Source organism: Streptomyces sp. NPDC056373, from assembly GCF_042262425.1.
Classification (GTDB): Bacteria; Actinomycetota; Actinomycetes; order Streptomycetales; family Streptomycetaceae; genus Streptomyces.
In genome coordinates this window covers 217,711-238,097 of sequence record NZ_JBHJPX010000001.1, presented here as the reverse complement: position 1 = coordinate 238,097, position 20,387 = coordinate 217,711, and the positions used below count along the sequence as shown (strand labels likewise).

Sequence of the window (20,387 nt, the reverse complement as noted above, 5' to 3'; positions counted from 1 at the left end):
GGTCAGCCCTCGTACGGCTCGGCCTTGAGGATCTTCACCAGGGCCTTCTTGCCGTTCGGCAGCTCGTACTCCGCGTCCTCGCCGACCTTGTGGCCGATCACGCCGGAGCCCAGCGGGGACTGCGGCGAGTACGTCTCGATGTCGGAGCTCGCGTACTCGCGGGACGCGAGCAGGAACGTCAGCGTGTCGTCCTCGTCACCGTCGAAGGCGATCGTGACGACCATGCCGGGCGCCACCGCACCGTCCGCCGCGGGAGCTTCGCCGACCTTGGCGTTCTCGAGGAGCTGGGTGAGCTGGCGCACACGGAGCTCTTGCTTGCCCTGCTCCTCCTTGGCCGCGTGGTACCCGCCGTTCTCACGCAGGTCGCCCTCTTCGCGCGCCGCGGCGATCTTCGCGGAGATCTCCGCCCGAGCGGGACCAGTAAGGTGCTCAAGCTCAGCCTTGAGCTTGTTGTACGCCTCCTGGGTCAGCCAGGTGACGTTCTCGCTGGTCTGGGTCACAGGTGCTCCTCGTAGGTACTGGGAATACAAAGCATCGCCCTACCCAGAAGAATGTTCCTTCACGGAAGGGCGAAACCACGAGCCTAACAATTCAGGGGCCCGAGGGGGAGGACATAAGCGACGAGAATCACGTCAATGCAGGTCAGGTCCTACGTATTCCAGGTGACGCCGAGCCGTCGTCAGCCGGCGTGGCAGCCCAGCAGCTCGGCTGTCGTCCCCGGGGAGGTGGTACGGAGCGTGACGACCTTGTCGATGCGGGTCCCGTCCCCGTCGAAGCGGAAATCGGCCCGCCCCACCTCGGCCCCGCTCTCGGCCTGCGAGCGCACGGTGCAGTAGCCGTCGGTGCCGGCGTCCTTGCGGACCTCCAGATGCACCTGCACGGAGCTCTTGCCCGCCTCGAAGCTGATCACCTCGGCGCTGATCTCGTTCTTGGCGACGTAGTGGTAACCGAACCAGCCGACGAGCCCCAGCAGTGCCACCGCGAGGACGGCGCCCACGACCTTGAGGGTGCGGTCGGCGCGCTCGTCCGAGGAACGGCCGTATCGGCCCTCGGGCAGTCGCGTGCTCGCCGAACTCATGATCGTCCTCCTGGCAGGGCCGGGATCAAGGTCCCGGAAGGGGCTCCAGGACCGGGCCCCGGAATTATTCGCCCCCCGATTCGGTCACTATAGAAGCCGCTGATTGCGCCGACGCACACAGGGCGCCGACTTACTGAGGATTGAGTCTTGACTGACCAGTTGCGACTGATGGCCGTTCACGCCCACCCCGACGACGAGTCGAGCAAGGGCGCTGCGACCATGGCCAAGTACGTGTCCGAGGGGGTGGACGTGCTGGTCGTGACCTGCACGGGCGGGGAACGCGGCTCCATCCTCAATCCGAAGCTCCAGGGCGACGCGTACATCGAGGAGCACATCCACGAGGTACGCCAGAAGGAGATGGACGAGGCCCGGGAGATCCTGGGCGTCAAGCAGGAGTGGCTCGGCTTCGTCGACTCGGGCCTGCCCGAGGGCGACCCGCTGCCGCCGCTGCCGGAGGGCTGCTTCGCCCTGGAGGACGTGGACCACGCGGCCGGTGAGCTGGTGCGCAAGATCCGCGCCTTCCGTCCTCAGGTGATCACCACCTACGACGAGAACGGCGGCTACCCGCACCCCGACCACATCATGACCCACAAGATCACCATGGTGGCGTTCGAGTCGGCCGCGGACACCGAGAAGTACCCGGAGGCCGAGTACGGCCCCGCCTACCAGCCGCAGAAGCTCTACTACAACCAGGGCTTCAACCGCCCGCGCACCGAGGCCCTGCACCAGGCGATGCTCGACCGCGGCATGGAGTCCCCCTACGGGGACTGGCTCAAGCGCTGGGAAGAGTTCGGCATGAAGCAGCGCACCCTCACCACGCACATCCCGTGCGCCGAGTTCTACGAGATCCGCGACAAGGCGCTCATCGCCCACGCCACGCAGATCGACCCGGACGGCGGCTGGTTCAAGGTGCCCATGGAGATCCAGAAGGAGGTCTGGCCGACGGAGGAGTACGAGCTGGCGAAGGCCCTCGTCGATACCTCCCTCCCCGAGGACGACCTCTTTGCGGGCATCCGCGACAATGCCTGACATGAGCGCAAGCGCAAGCCTGGCAATGACGCACCTCGTCTCCTTCGCCAAGGAGGTCGACGAGGACAAGGTCACCCCCGGCGTCCTCGGCTTCATCGTCTTCGCGGCGATGGCCCTGGCGGTGTGGGCCCTGATGAAGTCCATGAGCCGGCACATGAACCGGGTCGACTTCGCCCAGGCCCCGGACCCCGAGGCCGAACAGCCCGAGTCGGCGGAGCCGTCCCCGACGCAAGCGGAAGCCGCGAAAGCGGAGCCTTCCGGACAGGGCGGCAAGAAGCAGGGCTGACGCCCCCACCCGGGGGCGCCCCCGTCGGTGGCCGACCGGACCCGCCGCCGACGGGCCGCCCGGCTGAACCCGGGCGGGGGCCTGGGGCGTGCCGGGCAGGCGGCCCGGGCGGCCGGTGTATCCGTGTCCGCGTGCCACGGAGGCCGGTGACGGCACCTCCGCACGCACCCTCGGGGGCCTATGCCTTCGGATCCACCGCCACACCCATCACCTCCCGCGCATGCCGGTTCGGCACCATGCCGAGGCGCCAGGCCTGCCAGCCCGCCTCCAGGGTGACGCCCCGCTCCAGCAGCAGCCGGTACGCGTCGAGGTAGTCGTCCAGCTTGCCGTCGCGCAGCCCGTGGCCCGCGCGGGACAGCTGCGCCAGTTCCTCCTGCGCCACCGCCGCACCCACCTCCATGCCACCCGGGGCCGCGTAGGGCAGGAGCGTGCAGCGCAGGAAGCGGGCCCAGTCCTCGCCCCGGCGGTCGCCGTAGGACGCGAAGAGCTCCACCGCCTCGTCGCACAGCGCCAGGGCCTGCTGGGTGCGGGCGTTGCCCGCGTCCACGACCGCCAGCTCCAGACACGTCCAGGCCTCGCCGTGGGCGACGCCGATGCGCTGGAAGTCGGCCCGGGCGTCGACGAGCAGCTGGCGGGCGAAGCCCGAATTGCGCAGGGAGCCCGTCTGGGCCGCCCGCTGGTCCCGGGTGACACGGGCCGAGTGGTGGCGTGCGCAGGCCAGCCCGTAGACGTCCCGCATCCGGGAGAACATCGTGCGGGCTCGCTCCAGCTCGCGCACCGCCTGGTCGAGGTCGCCCGTCTCTTCCAGGGCCTGACCCAGGTAGTACAGCGTCCAGGCCTCGCCGCGCGCGTCCTCGTTGTCGCGGTGGCGCGCGGCCGCCCCGCGCAGTTCCTCCACCGCCGGGGACGCGTCCCCCGCGACCAGCAGCGCCCGGGCCAGCTGGGTCAGCGCCCAGGCCTCACCGCGGGCGTCACGGGTCCGCCCGTACAGCTCCAGGGCCGCCCGCAGCTCGGCCTCGGCACGCGGGACATCGCCCATGCGCAGCCCCAGCTGACCGAGCTGGAAGTGCGCCCACGCCTGGCCGTGCACGGACTCGCCCGCGCGGTGCAGAACCAGGGACCCGGTCAGCAGGTCCAGAGCCTCGCCCACCCGGGCGCGGTCCCGCTCGACGGCCGCCAGGGCGTGCATCGTCCAGGCGCGGTCCGTCGCCAGCTCGGGGGAGGCCTGCAGCGCCAGGGCCTCGCGGAGCTTCTCCGACGCCTCCGTCAGATTGCCCTGGTGGTGCAGCGTGATGCCGAGGGAACAAAGTGCGCGGGCGGCGCCGGCGTCGTGGTGCGCCTCCCGGTACAGGTCCACGACCGACGCGAGGGTGGTGCGGGCCTTGTCCAGCTCGCCCAGCTGCCGCGCCGCGATACCCGTGCGCCACTGCACCGAGCGGACCAGCAGGCCCTCGTCCACCGCCTGGGCCAGCTCACTGATCTCACCCAGCCGGTACAGGTCGCCCCGCAGCAGGCAGTAGTCGCACAGGGCGCCCAGCAGGTTCAGCACCGCCGCCTGGTCCACCCCCTCGGCGTGCCGCAGCGCCGCCGTGATGAAGCTCGACTCGTCGTCCAGCCAGCGCAGCGCCTCGTCGAGGGACGTGAAGCCGTACGGGCTGAAGCGGTTGGTGCGGGTCGACATGTTGCCGTCGACCATCCGCAGCACCGAGTCGGCCAGCTCGGCGTAGTTCACGATCAGCCGTTCCTGCGCCGCCGTACGCTCCGCCGGCTCCTCCTCGTCGAGGAGGCGGGCCTGGGCGAAGGAGCGGACCAGGTCGTGAAGCCGGTAGCGGTCGCCCCGGACGTGGTCGATCAGGCCGGCCCGGGTCAGGACCTCCAGATGGCGCTTGGCCTCCGCCTCGTCGGTGGCCAGCAGCGCCGCGGCCGCCGCGGCACCCAGCGAGGCCCGCCCGGCCAGGGCCAGCCGGCGCAGCAACCGCCGCACGGTCTCCGGCTGGTCCGTGTAGCGCAGCCACAGGGCGCGTTCCACCGGCTCGACCGGCCCGTAGGCGTCGAGGTCCGTGGCCAGCGCCCGCGGGGAGCGCGGGCCGAGGCACGAGCCCGCGATGCGCAGCGCGAGCGGCAGCCCGCCGCACAGCTCCCGGACCCGCTCCGCGGACTCCGCGTCGTACGGCCCGGAGCGGTCCTGCGCCGCCGCGCCCAGCAGTTCCTCCGCACCGGCCGCGTCCAGCGGCTCCACCGCCAGCCGGTGCACCCGCGCGGGCAGGCCCTCCAGCTCCAGCGGGCCCCGCGCGGTCACCAGCACCAGGCTGTCGGACCGCTCCGGGACCAGGGCGCGGATCTGCTCCGCGTCCGAGGCGTCGTCGAGGACGACGGTGACCGGCAGGCCCGTCAGGTGCTGGTGGTACAGCTCGCTCAGCCGTTTGACCTGCTGGTCGGGGGAGGAGCGCTCGCGGAACAGCAGCTGCTCGCGGGGCGCGCCGAGCCGGTTCAGCAGGTGCAGCAGGGCGTCACGGGTGGACAGCGGGGCCCCGGCCGGCCCCTCGGCGCGCAGGTCGACGACGCAGGCGCCGCGGAAGTAGTCCTTCAGGTCGTGCGTGGCGTGCACCGCGAGCGTCGTACGGCCGCTGCCGGGCGTGCCGTGCAGCACCACCACGGTCGGCTGCGTCTCCGTGCTCGCGCGGGCCGCCTGCACCCACTGCCGGATCTGCGCCAGCTCCTGCCGCCGCCCGGCGAACGGCTCCACCGGTTCCGGGAGCTGCCCGAAGGACTGCTCCAGCACGTTGCGACCGCGCGCCGCAGCGCTCTTGTCCGCGCCCCGCAGCCGCGGGCCGCCCGTCTTCTTCGGCCCGGTCGAGGCCGCGAGCACCCGCTGCTGGTCCAGGAACGGCCGGATGCCCCGCACCTCCAGCGCCGTCAGCCACTGCAGCCGCAGCTGTTCGGGCCCGCCCGGCTGGCTCACGGCCCCGGCGCGACGACTCGCGGCCGGCACGTGCGACCCGACGACCTTCACCACCGTCGCCGCCGCCGCCACGACACCCACCGTCACACCGGCCCCGAGAGCGGTCCCGGTCCCCGTGCCCATGGCCATGTCCGCGACCACGGCCGCGACCGCCGCGACTCCGGCCACCAGCAGCGGCGTCCCGGCGCCCTCCCGGGCGTAGCGCTGCCCGAAGGTCAGCTGACCGGCCGCCGCCTCGTCCAGCGCTCGGGTGTAGGCCTCGTACTCCTCGGAGGCGCTCCGCGCCATCACATCGAGCGCCCCGCGCGCCCGCGCGAGCAGCACCTTCCCGTCGGTACGGCCGCCCGAGCGCCGCACCTCCTCCTCCACGGCCCGCCCCAACAGCCGCTCGGCCTCGGCCCGATGACCGTCCCGCATGTCAAGGTCCCCCTCCGGCCACAACTCCTGTGCCTACGAGTGTCCTTGGTGCGAGGCGCGAGCGCGAGGGGGCGACGATCAACGTTTGCCCTCCGGTGAGACGCTCCCCTACCTCCTTCAGCACGCCGACAACCCCCGTCGACTGGTGGCCCTGGTCGTCCGAGGCCTTCGAGGAGGCCCGCAAGCGGAACGCGCTGGTGCTGCTCGGCGTCGGATACAGCAGCTGGGGCCGGAGGCGTCGTTCGCGTGCCTTCCGGGGCCCGGCGCTACCTCTCCGTACGACGTAGGAACTGCCAGCCCAGTACGGCCAGGGCGAGCGTCTGCACGAGAGAAGCGAGCACGAGAAGGGGCTGAACGGCGGGAGAGCACCAGAATGCGGTCGTGCAGACCAGGGGCAGGACCAGGTACGTGAACAGGTCCACCGCAGTCTGCAGCCGCTTGCGCAGGGCGCGGCCCGAAACGTTGCGGTGGTAGACCTCCCAGCCGAACACTGCGCCGTCGGCACAGGCCAGTTGCCCCAGGCGCGGTCCTAGCCCGTCGCGGACGTAGCAGCCGATCGCCGAGATCTTCTCGTCGTTGGCCAGGTAGGTCCAGCCCAGGATCAGACAGATCGCGGGGACGGAGAGCAACAGCCGGGACTGTCCGCTCTGCGCGGTGATCGCCACGACCGCAGTGGCTGCGGCGAGTGTGAAGTAGAGCAGATTGTCGCGAAACCCTATTCGGGTTTTCTGTTCCTCCTTGAGCCGGTCGTACTCGGCCAGCAGGATCTTGCCCTCGCTGACGTCATCCGTGCAGGTCACAGGAACTCCTATGCTCGAGTCGAGGATCAGCCGGCGATCTGGAAGGGCGCCAGACTGTCGGGGCTGTGCCGTTCGAGCCAGTTCTTCCCGTCCGCCGCTATCCCTTCCAGGAGGCGGAAGGTGTGGGTGGTGCCGGCCGCGCTGAGGTTGATCTCGGAGATTTCCTGGGAATCCTCGGTCGGTGCCAGTTGATGGGCGTCGGCGTCCTTGACGCGCATCTTCCTTGCCGGTCCGTTGGTGAGGATGAGCTCCAGGTCGTAGCCGTTGTCGTTCTCCGTCACTTGTACGGAGGTCAGTGCGTCGAATCGGTAGTTGCTCCGCTGCTCATTCCTGCGCGTCGCGTCGGAGAATTTGAACTCGGCACTGATTTCGCGGATACCGTCCTGGGTGAACAGGAACAGGCGGAAGACGTAGTGCGAGTACCGCCATGGGCCGCCTCGGACCCTGCCTCGTTTGTACGAAGGAGCCGGGGCTACCAGGATGGTGTGGGTGATCAGGTCGCGCCAGGTGAGCCGGTGGTGCCGGAGTGCCTCATCGATGAACGTCGACTTGTCGCAAGCGAGCCAGGTCTCCATCTCAAGTTCGCTGGGGCGCGTGGCGTCCAGGAACGACTGCCAGCGCTGGTAGGCGATCTGTCGTGCGGTCAAATTCTCCGTGTACTCCTGAGCCTCCCGGGCCAGCCGGTGCTCTTCACGCCGTACCTCCAGCCATCTGTAAGCGGTCGCGTGCCCCGACCAGGCCGCACCGAGCACGGCCAGGAACGCCCATAGTGCTTGTGGTTGGGCGCCCCCGGAGGCTGCCGTGCCGAACACGGACAGGGCCGCTGCACCGAGAACCGCGAGGGCCGCAATGGTCAGAGCCTTCGTCCTGCCCGGAGTTGGGTCCTGGCGGTGCTGATCGAACAAGGTGCCGTTGTTGTAGCGATCTCGGGCGTTCTCGGCGAGGTACCGGATCAGCCAGTCGACCCGCTCCACACCAATCCGGCTCTCCCGATAGAGGTCCGCGATCTCGGCGGCGAGACTGCTGCGGATCTGCGCCGTGTGGGCGAGCCAGGCGTCCGAGGTGAACCCGTGCGGCCTGCGAACGCTGAAGTAGTGATCGAATGAATGGCGGACGCGCTTGGTGAACCCGTCCTCGGCGGAGTCGGGGTCGCGCGGGTGCGGGACGCGGGCTCCGGCCGCGAGACCCGGCTTGGGCGTCCGGCCCCACCACTGGACGCCGAAGCGGGCCGCAGTCAGGCCCGCGCCGAGCGCCACCGGTAACTCGACGATCGCCCGGGCCGGATTCGCGATCAGTGCCAGGCCCCAAAGAAGCGCACTGCTGACGACGAACAGGGCAGCCCGGACAGGGAGGGCCGCCTTGGCTGCGTCAGCAGTGCTCGGGCGCGGCGGAAGGGCCCGCGCCCCGATCGGGGTGGGGGTGAAGTAGGCCCATACCCGTTGGCCCCGGTCATTGCCGAAGCGTTCTGCATGGGCCTGTTCGAGGGTCTCAGCCCACAGGCCGTCCTTCAGCCCTCCGGTGAGCATGAGGTCGAGGTGGCGGAGGATCGCGTCGTGCTGGCGGGGCGGCAGGCCCTGTAGCTGCTTCAGCACGGGGCCGGTCTCGCTGCCGGTGGTGCTGAGTACCGCCAACAGGTCGAAAGTGACGCGCAGGGCTTCCTTCCACTCGTCCTCGGGGTAGGTCTGTACGAGCCTGGAGGTGTAGCGCAGCCGCTGGACCTCTTCGGTGCTCAGGTCGTGGTGGGTGCGTGCGCTGAGCATGGCGAGCACCCAATGGAATCGAACCTCGGCGGTGTCGTGGCCGCGGGCGATCACATCAGTGATCATTTCTCGGGCTCGGCTGGGGACGCCGTCCTCCAGGAGCTGCACGCCGACCCGATACCTCTCCTGTGGCGAGGCGTCCGGGTGGACGATGTAGATGTTGGAGTCGTGTACGGTCTCGGCCTGGATTCCAATGGTGGAGTTGTACGCGGCCGAGCTGTATGAGGCACCGCCGTTGTCGCTCATGCCAGGTCACCAGCTGCGGCAACCAGGGGAGCCAACGTGGCCACTAGTGCGGGGCACTCCGCGACCAGTCCACGCAGCCTCTTGAGCGTCATGACCGTCCGTTTCGACGATTCAGGGGTGCGCTCCACGGCCGACCGGAGGGCGGAGTCCAGATCGGTCAGGGCCTCCCGGTAGCTGTCCTCGTCGAGGGCGCCTTCGGTGCGATGCCACCCCAGCTGATCGCGGAAGCTGTTCAGTTCCGTGATCAGGTCCGTCGGGCCGGATACTTTCGGGGCCGCATTCACGTGGACACTGCTGCCCGTGACTGAGCTGGCCATGATGCCGACGGTGCTGTTATGGACGGTGTTGCTGACGTTCCGGTCAAACCGGTCGGCCGAAGGGGCCCTGCCATCCTGGGGCATCGCGGCCTCCTCCTGCTCACGCATCAGTTCCACTGCCAATCGGATGGCGAACGCGGCAGCGTTCGCCGCGGCCCGCGGCTGCCAGTGGCGGTCCTCTGAGCTGTTCTTTGTGCCGTCCGCCCGGTCGCTGATCCCCCGGACGATGGCCACCGGCGCTCCGCTGAGATGGCCGGCCTGGGCCACACCGGCCGCCTCCATCTCGATGGCGAGTGCGTCGTTGTAGTGCTGTCGGATCCATTTCGCCTCGGCCGAGAGCCGCGAGTTCTGGACGATCTCGCCGGCGGCGATCGCTCCGAAACGTACCTGCGGTCCATCCTCGTGACCGGCTGTGGGGTCGGCCCAGTCGTCCAGACGGGCCAGGTGCGAGGCGACCTGACTGATGCCGTGCGGCGCTTCCCACGCTCGGGGGCGGGCTTTGAGTCCGTCGTCCTCGCTGGTACCGCCGTGGTACGCGTACACGTGTGACGCCATCACCACGTCACCCAGCCTGGTGGCGTCCCACAGGGCGCCGGCGACGCCGGCGAACACTACGGCCACTGGCGAGAACTCCTGGATCGCGCGTTCTGCGATCACAGCGGCGGAATGGTTCCCCTTGTTCGTCAGGCCGAGCGCTACGCGGCACGATGTGCCGCGTACGGTGCCCACTTCGAACCGGGTACCGCGCTCATGGCGATGCACCTGAAGATCTGTCAGCCTCTGTCGCACGGACTGATATTCAAGATTGAGGGCGGTGAGAATCACCACCGGGCCTTTCGGCATCTACTCCTCTTCCCCTCTCGTGTTCTCTTCCGTCGCAGATGGCGCGGGTCGGATCAGCGGTGGGAACAGCGCGGTGTTCGGGCCGGCCCGGTACAGGCGTGCGGGCCGTCCTCCCGTGGTCCTGCGGTCCGTGCCGGCGGGGACGATGAATCCCTTCGCGGCTTGGACCTTTCGATAGAAATTGCGGGTGTCGAGTGGGGTGCCCCAGACGGCCTCGTACACCTGCTGAAGCTCTGCGATGGTGAAGCTCTCCCCGCAGAACGCAGTCGCCAGCGCCGAGAATTCGATCTTGGTGCGCGCGCGTTCGATCGCGTCCGCGGCGATTCGGCGGTGGTCGAAGGCGAGGGCAGCCTCGCCGGACAGAACGGCTTGTGCGGGAATCCACGCGGCGTCGGTGGCGTCCGTCCCCGCGACAGGGTCGGGCAGCCCCGGTGCGATCGCCAGGTGAGCTACGGAGACGACTCGGCCCCGCGGATCGCGACCCGAGTTTCCGTACACGGCCAGCTGCTCAAGGTGCACCGAGCCGGAGGTCAGCGCCGTTTCCTCACGTAGTTCGCGGTGGGCGGCGTCCAGGATCTCCTCGCCGTCGTGGCTGAGGAACCCTCCGGGTAGCGCGAGCATGCCCCGGAAGGGATCCTCGCCCCGCTCCACCAAGAGGACATGCAGACGGCTCTCGCGCAGCGTCAAGATCACGAGATCGACCGTCAGCAGGACAGCAGGCGGTGACCATGTCTCATCTTGCATGCGAGGCAAGGTACTTCAGTTACTGTCACATGCACAAGAAGGGGTTTGTGGAGGTCGCCCCACCGCTCGATGCCGGGGTTATGGTGCGCCCGGCCGGTCGGCTGGTGGTCGAACATGTCGATTTGCACCCGCCCGCGACGGCGCGCGACTGGCGGTGCTGGTGGAATCAATGGCAGAGCGGGGCAGCCGAAGGGCGTTCGGGGCAATGAACAGCGACCAGATGCTGAACTTGGCACGTTGCGTGAGGAGCTGCCCCGTTAGAAGCTCTTCCGTCGGTGCTACTCGGGTGTCGACAGAAGGCCCTCTTGGTCCTTACGTGTCCCCAAGATCGACCGTGACGGAGAAGGGTGCGGTGGCCCTCACCGTGCCGGTGTACATCTCCCCGTCCCTGTAAGCCTTGGTGGCGGGGTCGAGGATGTAGGTGTAGACGATCGGGACTCCGGTGGCGGCCTGTTCGACCCGCCAGTAGAAGGGGATGCCGGCCTTGGCGTACTGGTCCACCTTCACGATCTGGTCGGTGGTTTCCGAACCGGGCGACACGACCTCGATGACCAGCAGCACGTGCTCGGGGCGGGTGGGTGTGAGGTCGATGGTCTCTGCCCGGTAGACGATGACGTCAGGGCGGCGGTTGGTGAGCGGAACGTCGTGCAGGCGGACGTCGAAGTCGGTGTCCGCGTTCCAGTCCGGGCCTGCAGCTGCGTCCAGGGCATTGGCCAGGAGTCGCGCCAGCCGGTTGTGCCGCTTGGAGGCGCTCGGGCTCACGACGACCATCCCGTCAACGATCTCGATGTCGGCGCACTGCTCCTCGGACCAGGAGTCGTACTGCTCCGCGCTGATCTGCGCATGCATCCACGCGGGCACCACCATCTCGGCGCTCATGGTGTACCTCCTTCGAGGAGACTTGGCAGGTCCGGGGCTGCTGGGCCCAGCCTACTGTTCCGCGGGGTCGGGCAGCCGGTTCGAAGGAGGCATGAGCCGGCCGCCACGAGATGGCCCACACGTGCAAATCGGCTGAGCCGAGCGATCACGTGAAGGCTTCGTCGGTCGCGCCGGACGTTGTGAGAGGCTGGATCTCATGAACCGGCTGGCTGGTGTGACCTCGCCTTATCTGCTTCAGCACGCTGACAATCCGGTCGACTGGTGGCCGTGGGGACCCGAGGCGTTCGAGGAAGCGAAACGGCGCGGTGTACCCGTTCTGCTGTCGGTCGGATACTCCGCGTGTCACTGGTGTCACGTGATGGCCCACGAGTCCTTCGAGGACCAGGAGACCGCCGAGTACCTCAACGCGCACTACGTGAGCGTGAAGGTCGACCGCGAAGAGCGCCCCGACGTCGACGCCGTCTACATGGAGGCCGTGCAGGCGGCGACCGGGCAGGGCGGCTGGCCCATGACCGTCTTCCTCACCCCGGACGCCGAGCCGTTCTACTTCGGTACCTACTTCCCGCCCGCTCCCCGCCAGGGCATGCCCTCCTTCCGGCAGGTGCTCCAGGGCGTGCACCAGGCGTGGGACGAGCGGCGGGACGAGGTGAACGAGGTCGCCGGGAAGATCGTCCGGGATCTGGCCGGGCGGGAGATCTCCTACGGCGACGCGCAGACCCCCGGCGAGGAGGAGCTCGCGCAGGCGCTGCTCGGGCTCACCCGGGAGTACGACCCGCAGCGCGGCGGGTTCGGCGGGGCGCCGAAGTTCCCGCCGTCCATGGTGCTGGAGTTCCTGCTGAGGCACCATGCCCGGACCGGCGCCGAGGGCGCCCTGCAGATGGCGCAGGACACCTGCGAGCGGATGGCCCGGGGCGGGATGTACGACCAGCTCGGGGGCGGCTTCGCCCGCTACTCCGTCGACCGCGACTGGGTCGTGCCGCACTTCGAGAAGATGCTGTACGACAACGCCCTGCTGTGCCGGGTGTACGCCCACCTCTGGCGCTCCACCGGCTCGGAGCTCGCGCGGCGCGTCGCCCTGGAGACCGCCGACTTCATGGTGCGTGAACTGCGCACGAACGAGGGCGGGTTCGCCTCCGCGCTGGACGCCGACAGCGACGACGGGACGGGGCGGCACGTCGAGGGCGCGTACTACGTGTGGACGCCCGAGCAGTTGCGGGAGGTGCTCGGCGAGCAGGACGCCGAGCTGGCGGCCCAGCACTTCGGGGTGACCGAGGAGGGCACGTTCGAGGAGGGCGCGTCCGTTCTGCAACTGCCCGTGCGGGACGCCTTCGTCGACGCGGCGAAGGTCGCCTCCGTCCGGGAGCGACTGCTGGCGGCGCGGTCCGGGCGGCCCGCGCCCGGCCGGGACGACAAGGTCGTCGCCGCCTGGAACGGCCTCGCGATCGCCGCGCTCGCCGAGACCGGCGCCTACTTCGACCGGCCCGACCTGGTCGAGGCCGCCGTCGCCGCTGCCGATCTCCTCGTCCGGCTGCATCTGGACGAGCAGGCCCGGCTCACCCGCACCAGCAAGGACGGCCACGCCGGCGCCAACGCGGGTGTCCTGGAGGACTACGCGGATGTGGCGGAGGGCTTCCTCGCGCTGGCGTCCGTCACCGGGGAGGGCGTCTGGCTGGAGTTCGCCGGGTTCCTCCTCGATCACGTCCTGGTCCGTTTCACCGATGCCGAGTCGGGTGCGCTGTACGACACGGCCGCCGACGCCGAGCGGTTGATCCGCCGTCCGCAGGACCCGACCGACAACGCGGCCCCGTCCGGCTGGACCGCGGCGGCGAACGCCCTGCTGAGTTATGCCGCGCACACGGGATCCGAGCCTCACCGCACCGCCGCCGAGAGGGCGCTCGGTGTCGTGAAGGCGCTCGGGCCGCGGGTGCCGCGTTTCATCGGCTGGGGGCTGGCCGCGGCGGAGGCGGTGCTGGACGGGCCGCGCGAGGTCGCGATCGTGGGTCCGGCCCTCGACGACGAGGGGACGAGGGCCCTGCACCGCACGGCGCTCCTGGGCACCGCGCCCGGTGCGGTGGTCGCGGTGGGGATTGCGGGAGGCGAGGAGTTTCCCCTGCTCGCGGACCGTCCGCTGGTCGGCGGTGAACCGGCCGCGTACGTCTGCCGTAACTTCACATGCGACGCCCCGACGACCGAGCCCGACCGGCTCAGTACGGTCTTGAGTGGCTGAAGTCACGTATCAACGGAAACATGCTCTTTATCTGAACAACCCCCAGGCTTCACAGTTCCCCCCTAATCTCTGCACAGTGACGTGGCGGACGAGGCCCCACCGGCCCACCGTCACGACCGGGGGTTCTGGGATCTGGGGGGATCTGCTTGCTGACGTCTGTCTTCATCGCTGCCGTTTCGCTTGCCCTGTTCTGGATGGCGGCGTTCACCCTGTGGTGGCAGATGCACGCCTGGCGTACGCCGGAAGTGCTCGCCTCCACGCGGTTCAGCAGTCCGGAGGGGGACGAGCACGTCTCCTTCTCGCTGCTGCTGCCCGCCCGGCACGAACAGGCGGTGCTGGACCACACGATCCAGCGGCTGCTGGAGTCGAGCCACACCGACTTCGAGATCATCGTGATCGTCGGGCACGACGACCCGGAGACCACCGCGGTGGCCGAGACGGCCGCCGCGCGTGACCCTCGGGTGCGGGTCGTGGTCGACACGCACGAGAAGAAGAACAAGCCGAAGGCCATGAACACGGCGCTGCCGCACTGCCGCGGTGACGTCGTCGGGGTCTTCGACGCGGAGGACCAGGTCCACCCCGAGCTCCTCGCCCACGTCGACCACGCCTTCCTCACCACCGGCGCGGACGTCGTGCAGGGCGGGGTGCAGCTGATCAACTTCCACTCCAGCTGGTACAGCCTGCGCAACTGTCTGGAGTATTTCTTCTGGTTCCGCTCGCGGCTTCATCTGCATGCGCAGAAAGGTTTCATTCCGCTCGGCGGAAACACGGTCTTCGTCCGCACGGACGTCCTCTCACAAGCCGGCGGCTGGGACCCGAACTGCCTCGCCGAGGACTGCGACCTGGGCGTGCGTCTGTCCAGCGTCGGCAAGAAGGTCGTCGTCGCCTACGACTCCGACATGGTGACCCGGGAGGAGACCCCCGGCTCGCTGATGTCCCTGCTCAAACAGCGCACCCGCTGGAACCAGGGCTTCCTGCAGGTGTACCGGAAGAAGGACTGGAAGCAACTGCCCACCCTCGGGCAGCGCCTCCTCGCCCGCTACACCCTGATGACCCCGTTCATGCAGGCCTTCACCGGTCTGATCATCCCGCTCAACGTGGCGATCGCCCTGTTCCTGGACGTGCCCGTCGGCATCGCCTTCATCACCTTCCTGCCGGCCGTCACCGCCCTGGTCACCTTCGTCTTCGAGATCGTCGGACTGCACGACTTCGGCAGGCAGTACGGGCTGCGCGTCCGCTTCGCGCACTACCTGAAGCTGGTCCTGGGCGGCCCCTTCTACCAGGTCCTGCTCGCCGGTGCGGCCGTGCGGGCCGTGTGGCGTGAGCAACGCGGCCGCAACGACTGGGAGTTGACGACCCATGTCGGCGCGCACCTCGGCGAGAGCGCCGTGACCCGGCAGGACGCGACCCGAGAGGACGTTCCCGCGTGACCTCCACCCTTCCCGCGGCGGCCACTGCCGAGGTCCCCGCGCAGCGCCGGCCCGCGCCCCGCACCGGTGCGCACCGCCGGGTGGAGCCCCCGCGCCGGCTGCGCTCCTCCCGGCCCGACCTGCTCCTGTGCGGTCTCCTCCTCGTGGCGATCCTCGTCGTGCAGGGCTGGAACATCGGCGACTACCCGGCCCTCAGCGACGACGAGGGCACCTATCTCGCCCAGGCCTGGTCGGTCCAGCAGGGCGACGGACTCGCCCACTACACCTACTGGTACGACCATCCGCCGCTCGGCTGGATCCAGATCGCCCTGCTGACCTGGATCCCCGCACTGATCAGCCCCGAGTCGATGACGGTGGGCACCATGCGCGCCGCGATGCTGGTGATCAGCGGCATCAGCGCGGTCCTGGTCTACGTGCTGGGCCGGCGCCTGGCGCTGCCGCGCTGGTCCGCCGCGCTGGGCATGGTGTTCTTCGGGCTCTCCCCGCTGTCGGTCGTCCTCCAGCGGGAGATCTTCCTCGACAACCTCGCGGTGATGTGGACGCTGCTGGGCTTCACCCTGGCCGCCTCCCCGAGCCGTCACCTCTGGCACCACTTCGGAGCGGGCATCGCCGCCGCCACGGCCGTGCTCACCAAGGAGACGATGCTCGTCGTCCTGCCCGCCCTGTTCCTCACCATGTGGCGCCACAGCCACAAGGACACCCGCAAGTTCGCCCTCACCGGAGCCGTCACCGCCTGCGCCCTGATCGGCTTCGCGTACCCCCTGTTCGCCCTGCTCAAGGGCGAGTTGCTGCCGGGCGCCGGGCACGTGTCCCTCTGGGACGGCGTCAAGTACCAGATGACCAGACCCGGTTCGGGCTTCATCCTCGACCAGGGCTCCGGCTCCTGGGGCGTGCTCCAGTCGTGGCTCTACTACGACCGGATCCTGCCCCTCGGCGGCCTCGCGGGCGCCCTGCTGCTGCTCGTCACCTGGCGCTGGTCGGTCACCGCCCGCGCCCTGGCCGGACCGGCCCTGGCCGTGGCGATCTTCGCCGCGCTGGCCCTGCGCCCCAACGGCTACCTGCCCGCGATGTACGTCATCCAGGCCCTGCCGTTCCTCGCGCTGGTCCTCGCCGGCGGAACCGCCAGCGTCGCCCACGGGGTGCTGAGCCGCTGGCGCTCCGAGGCGGAGAAACGGTACGTCAGCGCGGGCCGGTACGCGCTCGCCGGCGTCCTCGCGCTGGCCGCCGGCGCCTACGTCGTCCCGCACTGGTACGACGGTGCCCGTACGGCCGTCACCACCGACGCCAACGCCCCCTACCAGGCCGCTTCCACGTGGCTGGCCACGGAGGTCGAGGACCCGGAGCGCACCCGGGTGCTGGTCGACGACGCGCTCTGGCTGGACCTGGTGCACCAGGGCTACCGGCCGGGCCTGGGCGTCATCTGGTTCTACAAGGCCGACCTCGACCCGGCGGTGACGAAGACGATGCCGCACGGCTGGAAGGACCTCGACTACGTCGTCGCCTCTCCGACCGTACGACGGGACGCGGACGACCTGCCCAACGTCAAGGCCGCCATGGAGCACTCCCACCCGGTCGCCACCTTCGGCACCGGCGAGGACCGCATCGAGATCCGCCAGATCCAGACGTCCGCCGGAGGCGCGCGATGAGCCAGGAGTACACCGTCCCCGGTGAGATCGTCGAGACGGAGACGACCGAGGTCCCCGAGCCGGGCGCCGTCACCATCGTCGTACCGACCTTCAACGAGTCGGCGAACGTACGGCAGTTGCTGCACCAGATCACCGAGGCCGTCCCGGCCCGGCTGCCCTGCGAGGTCCTCTTCGTGGACGATTCCACCGACGACACGCCCGCGGTCATCGAGAAGGCGGCGCAGGACTGCCCGTTCCCGGTGACCGTGCTGCACCGCGAGGAGCCGGTGGGCGGGCTCGGCGGCGCGGTCGTCGAGGGGCTGAAGGCCGCCACGTCCGACTGGATCGTCGTCATGGACGGCGACTGCCAGCACCCGCCGTCCCTCGTGCCCGACCTGGTCGCCACCGGCGAGCGGGCGAACGCCGGGCTGGTCGTCGCCTCCCGGTACATCAAGGGCGGCAGCCGGGCCGGACTCGCGGGCAGCTACCGCGTGTTCGTCTCGCGCGGGGCGACCTGGCTGACCAAGGCGCTGTTCCCGCGCCGGCTGCACGGCATCAGCGACCCGATGAGCGGCTTCTTCGCGATCCGCCGCAGCGCGGTCACGGCGGAGGTCCTCCAGCCGCTCGGCTACAAGATCCTCCTGGAACTCGCCGTCCGCAGCCGCCCGCGCACGGTCACCGAGGTGCCCTTCGTCTTCCAGGACCGGTTCGCCGGGGAGTCCAAGTCGACCGCGCAGGAAGGCTTCCGCTTCCTGCGGCACCTGGCCGGGCTGCGCACCGCCTCCCCGGTCGCGCGCATGGCCGGGTTCGGCCTGATCGGGCTGACCGGCTTCCTGCCGAACCTGGTCGGCCTGTGGGCACTGACCGTCCTCGGCATGCACTACGTACCGGCGGAGATCCTCGCCAACCAGCTCGGCGTCGCCTGGAACTTCCTGCTCATCGAGCACCTGCTGTTCCGCGAGCGGCGCCGGCACCGGCGCTGGTGGGACCGGGCCGGGCGGTTCGCGCTGCTCGCCAACGCCGATCTGGTGCTGCGCATCCCGCTGATCGCCCTGTTCGTGCACCAGTTCCACCTGGGCGTGCTGTCGGCCACCGCGCTCGCGCTGGTGACGACGTTCGTCCTGCGCTTCGCCGGGACCGAAGCGCTGGTCTACCTGCCGCGCCGGGGCCGGGAGAAGCCCGCGCGCGACGGCCGTACAGCAAGGAGAGCCGTGTGAGACCTCGTCGCAGAACGACCGCGCTCCTGTCCGTGGCAGCCCTCACCTCGGGGCTGCTCCTGACCGCACCGCAGCCCGCCTCCGCCGCCAACCTCGTCAAGAACCCCGGCTTCGAGACCGCCGGCGGCGACGGCATGCCCTACTGCTGGGAGAAGTCGGGCTGGGGCGACAACGACTTCGCCTTCACCACCACGACCGACGCGCACTCCGGCTCCAAGGCGATGAAGGTCGAGCTGACCCGCCGGGTCGACGGCGACCGCAAGGCGCTGATCACCGAGTCCGCCGCGTGCGCGCCGGTGGTGACGGCGGGCAAGCAGTACGACCTCGGCCTCTGGTACAAGACGACGACCCCGGACGCGGCGATCACCCTCTTCCGGCACGACACCACGGCCGGCTGGCAGTACTGGACCGACCTCAAGACGCTGGACATGGCCGGGACCTGGACCGAGGCCACCGTCCGCACCCCCGAGGTCCCGGCCGGTACCGACCGCATCACCTGGGGCGTCTCCGTCTACGGCACCGGCTCCGCCACCACCGACGACTACACGATGGACCAGGTGCCCGACCCGGTCCTGCCGCCGCGGTGCACCGGCACCGCCGAACAGTGCGCGAACGGCAGGTGGGACGTGCTGCCCACGCAGAACCCGGTGCGTTCGATGCACTCCGTGGTCCTGCACAACGGCAAGGTGCTGCTGATCGCGGGCTCCGGAAACGACGAGTCGCTGTTCAAGGCAGGCACCTTCACCTCGGCCGTGTACGACCCGCGGAAGGGCACCTACAAGGTCATCCCCACCCCGAAGGACATGTTCTGCTCCGGCCACGTGCAGCTGCAGGACGGGCGCGTGCTGGTGATGAGCGGCAACAAGGCCTACCCGGTGCCCGGCGGGCACGGCTACGAGGGCTTCAAGGACTCCTACATCTTCGACCCGGAGACCGAGACCTACTCCAGGACCAACGACATGAACGACGGCCACTGGTACCCGTCGGCGACGATCCTCGGCAACGGCGACGTCATCTCCTTCGGCGGGCTGCGCGAGGACTCCACCGGATCGGTCACCGCCGAGCTGTTCTCCCAGGCCGAGCAGCAGTGGCAGCCGCTGTGGAAGGTCAACCAGACCTGGTCGTACTGGGGCCTGTACCCGTCGATGATCCTCATGCAGGACGGCCGCCTCTTCTACTCGGGCAGCCACGTCTTCGGCAACAACATCCCGGGCACGGGCTCGGCGATCTACGACTACGGCGCCAACACCACCACCCAGGTGCCCGGCCTGCGGAACAAGGACGAGCGTGACCAGTCGGCGAGCGTGCTGCTGCCCCCGGCGCAGGACCAGAAGGTCCTCACCCTCGGCGGCGGCAACATCGACTCCAACCCGGACGCGAACCGCCTGACCGACATCATCGACCTCAAGCAGCCGAACCCGGCGTACGTCGCCGGCCCGCCGATCCCGCAGGGCACCGTCGACCTCGGCAACGGCCCGGTCCCGCAGACCGGGAACCAGGGCAAGATGTACGTCTCCGCGGTGCTCATGCCCGACGGCAAGGTGCTGGAGACGGGCGGCGCGCTGCACAACCGCGCGGACCCGGTGTACGAGACGTCGATCTTCGACCCCGCGTCGGAGACCTTCGACCCGGTCGCCGTCGACCCCGAGTCGCGCGGCTACCACTCCTCGGCGTTCCTGCTCCCCGACGGCCGTGTGATGACGACCGGCGACAACCCGGGCAACGGCACGTGGAACCACGACGTGTCGGTGTACAGCCCGCCCTACCTGTTCAAGGGCCCGCGTCCGGCGATCACTTCCGTCATCGACAACCGGTGGAACTACGGCGACACCCAGCGGATCACCGTCGACCGGCCCATCGCCAAGGCCGAGCTGATCCGCCCGGCGGCCGTGACGCACTCCTCGGACCCGAACCAGCGGTTCGTGGACCTGCCGCTGTCCGTCGACGGCGACAACGTCGACCTGAACGTCACGAGCAACCCGAACCTGGCCCCGCCCGGCTGGTACATGCTCTTCGCGGTCGACGCGAACGGGGTGCCGTCGGTGGCCGAGTGGGTGCACCTCCAGGGGCCGCAGGCGCTCACGGCGACCGACGCCTCGGCCCACGTCCACGACTTCGCGGACGCGCCCACGGGCAAGGTGGTCGAGCCCGGCAGGAAACGGGCCTCCCAGAAGGTCAGCCCGACGATCTCCGGCTGCGACCGCCACTACGGCTCGATCAACGTCTGCGTGCCGACGGACTTCCCGGCACAGGTGAGGAAGACGGCGGCGGCCCGCTGCGAGTGGCTCGAGAAGAACGACTACGGCCGCCTGAGGATCAACGGCAAGGACGACCCCCTGGGCCTGGACAGGAACAGGGACGGAACCGCCTGCGGCAAGGGAGACCTGACCAGGCGCTAGGGGCGGCACGCCCTCTCAGGGCCGTGGGGGGGCCGGGCGCCGCCGGCGGGGGGGCCGGGGCCCCCCGCCGGCGACGCCCGCCCCGCGCCGCGGGGGCAGCCCCCCCCCCCCCCCCCCCCCCCGCCCCC

The 20,387-nt window shown here is 69.9% G+C and carries 16 protein-coding genes; 8 read left to right on the top strand and 8 right to left on the bottom strand.

What is annotated here, in order from left to right; genetic code table 11:
• Positions 1 to 2: 2 nt before the first annotated feature.
• Both greA and ACFCXS_RS01110 read right to left on the bottom strand, forming a co-directional pair.
• On the bottom strand, positions 3 to 500 hold the full coding sequence (greA, locus tag ACFCXS_RS01115) for a transcription elongation factor GreA (RefSeq protein ID WP_053675429.1): 498 nt from the start codon (positions 498 to 500) through the stop codon (positions 3 to 5).
• A gap of 179 nt (positions 501 to 679) precedes the next feature.
• Positions 680 to 1,078 (bottom strand): DUF4307 domain-containing protein, encoded by a 399-nt coding sequence (locus ACFCXS_RS01110; RefSeq protein WP_376640698.1) that lies wholly within the window; start codon positions 1,076 to 1,078, stop codon positions 680 to 682.
• Positions 1,079 to 1,225: 147 nt separating this feature from the next.
• Between ACFCXS_RS01110 and mca the strand changes: the two genes are divergently transcribed.
• Positions 1,226 to 2,107 carry a mycothiol conjugate amidase Mca gene (gene mca, locus ACFCXS_RS01105; RefSeq protein WP_376640696.1) on the top strand — a complete coding sequence of 294 codons (882 nt, stop codon included), beginning with the start codon at positions 1,226 to 1,228 and terminating at the stop codon, positions 2,105 to 2,107.
• Positions 2,100 to 2,393, top strand: coding sequence for a hypothetical protein (locus ACFCXS_RS01100; protein ID WP_376640694.1), 294 nt, complete (start codon positions 2,100 to 2,102; stop codon positions 2,391 to 2,393). Before mca ends, ACFCXS_RS01100 begins: the two co-directional genes overlap by 8 nt.
• Positions 2,394 to 2,571: 178 nt before the next feature.
• Here ACFCXS_RS01100 and ACFCXS_RS01095 read toward each other — a convergent pair whose 3' ends face one another.
• On the bottom strand, positions 2,572 to 5,772 hold the full coding sequence (locus ACFCXS_RS01095; protein ID WP_376640691.1) for a tetratricopeptide repeat protein: 3,201 nt from the start codon (positions 5,770 to 5,772) through the stop codon (positions 2,572 to 2,574).
• Between the two features lie 29 nt (positions 5,773 to 5,801).
• Here ACFCXS_RS01095 and ACFCXS_RS01090 point away from each other — a divergent pair, with 29 nt between their 5' ends.
• Entirely contained in the window at positions 5,802 to 6,059 is a 258-nt protein-coding gene (locus tag ACFCXS_RS01090) for a DUF255 domain-containing protein (protein ID WP_376640689.1), read from the top strand.
• On the opposite strand, the gene ACFCXS_RS01085 is transcribed toward ACFCXS_RS01090, so the two are convergent.
• The 5 genes from ACFCXS_RS01085 to ACFCXS_RS01065 form a co-directional block, all read right to left on the bottom strand.
• Entirely contained in the window at positions 6,039 to 6,572 is a 534-nt protein-coding gene (locus ACFCXS_RS01085) for a hypothetical protein (RefSeq protein WP_376640687.1), read from the bottom strand. The genes ACFCXS_RS01090 and ACFCXS_RS01085 overlap by 21 nt on opposite strands.
• A gap of 26 nt (positions 6,573 to 6,598) precedes the next feature.
• Positions 6,599 to 8,578, bottom strand: coding sequence for a hypothetical protein (locus tag ACFCXS_RS01080; protein WP_376640685.1), 1,980 nt, complete (start codon positions 8,576 to 8,578; stop codon positions 6,599 to 6,601).
• Positions 8,575 to 9,738: a purine phosphorylase gene (locus ACFCXS_RS01075; protein ID WP_376640683.1), complete on the bottom strand. Its 1,164-nt coding sequence runs from the start codon at positions 9,736 to 9,738 to the stop codon at positions 8,575 to 8,577. Before ACFCXS_RS01075 ends, ACFCXS_RS01080 begins: the two co-directional genes overlap by 4 nt.
• Entirely contained in the window at positions 9,739 to 10,482 is a 744-nt protein-coding gene (locus ACFCXS_RS01070) for an NUDIX domain-containing protein (protein WP_376640681.1), read from the bottom strand.
• Between the two features lie 312 nt (positions 10,483 to 10,794).
• A complete protein-coding gene (locus ACFCXS_RS01065; RefSeq protein WP_376640679.1) occupies positions 10,795 to 11,361 on the bottom strand; it encodes a Uma2 family endonuclease in 567 nt (188 codons plus the stop codon).
• A 196-nt stretch (positions 11,362 to 11,557) separates the two neighbouring features.
• On the opposite strand from ACFCXS_RS01065, the gene ACFCXS_RS01060 reads away from it, so the two are divergent.
• The 5 genes from ACFCXS_RS01060 (at position 11,558) to ACFCXS_RS01040 (ending at position 20,259) form a co-directional block, all read left to right on the top strand.
• The gene (locus ACFCXS_RS01060; protein ID WP_376640676.1) at positions 11,558 to 13,588 is read left to right on the top strand and encodes a thioredoxin domain-containing protein; all 2,031 of its coding nucleotides are present in this window, start codon (positions 11,558 to 11,560) and stop codon (positions 13,586 to 13,588) included.
• A gap of 146 nt (positions 13,589 to 13,734) precedes the next feature.
• Positions 13,735 to 15,018, top strand: a complete 1,284-nt coding sequence (locus ACFCXS_RS01055; RefSeq protein WP_376640674.1) for a glycosyltransferase — start codon at positions 13,735 to 13,737, stop codon at positions 15,016 to 15,018.
• Positions 15,015 to 16,664, top strand: coding sequence for an ArnT family glycosyltransferase (locus ACFCXS_RS01050; protein WP_376640672.1), 1,650 nt, complete (start codon positions 15,015 to 15,017; stop codon positions 16,662 to 16,664). Before ACFCXS_RS01055 ends, ACFCXS_RS01050 begins: the two co-directional genes overlap by 4 nt.
• Positions 16,661 to 17,860, top strand: a complete 1,200-nt coding sequence (locus ACFCXS_RS01045; RefSeq protein ID WP_376640670.1) for a glycosyltransferase — start codon at positions 16,661 to 16,663, stop codon at positions 17,858 to 17,860. Before ACFCXS_RS01050 ends, ACFCXS_RS01045 begins: the two co-directional genes overlap by 4 nt.
• Complete coding sequence (locus ACFCXS_RS01040; RefSeq protein ID WP_376640668.1) at positions 17,857 to 20,259, top strand: galactose oxidase-like domain-containing protein; 2,403 nt, start codon at positions 17,857 to 17,859, stop codon at positions 20,257 to 20,259. The genes ACFCXS_RS01045 and ACFCXS_RS01040 overlap by 4 nt, the downstream gene beginning before the upstream one ends.
• Positions 20,260 to 20,387: the final 128 nt, after the last annotated feature.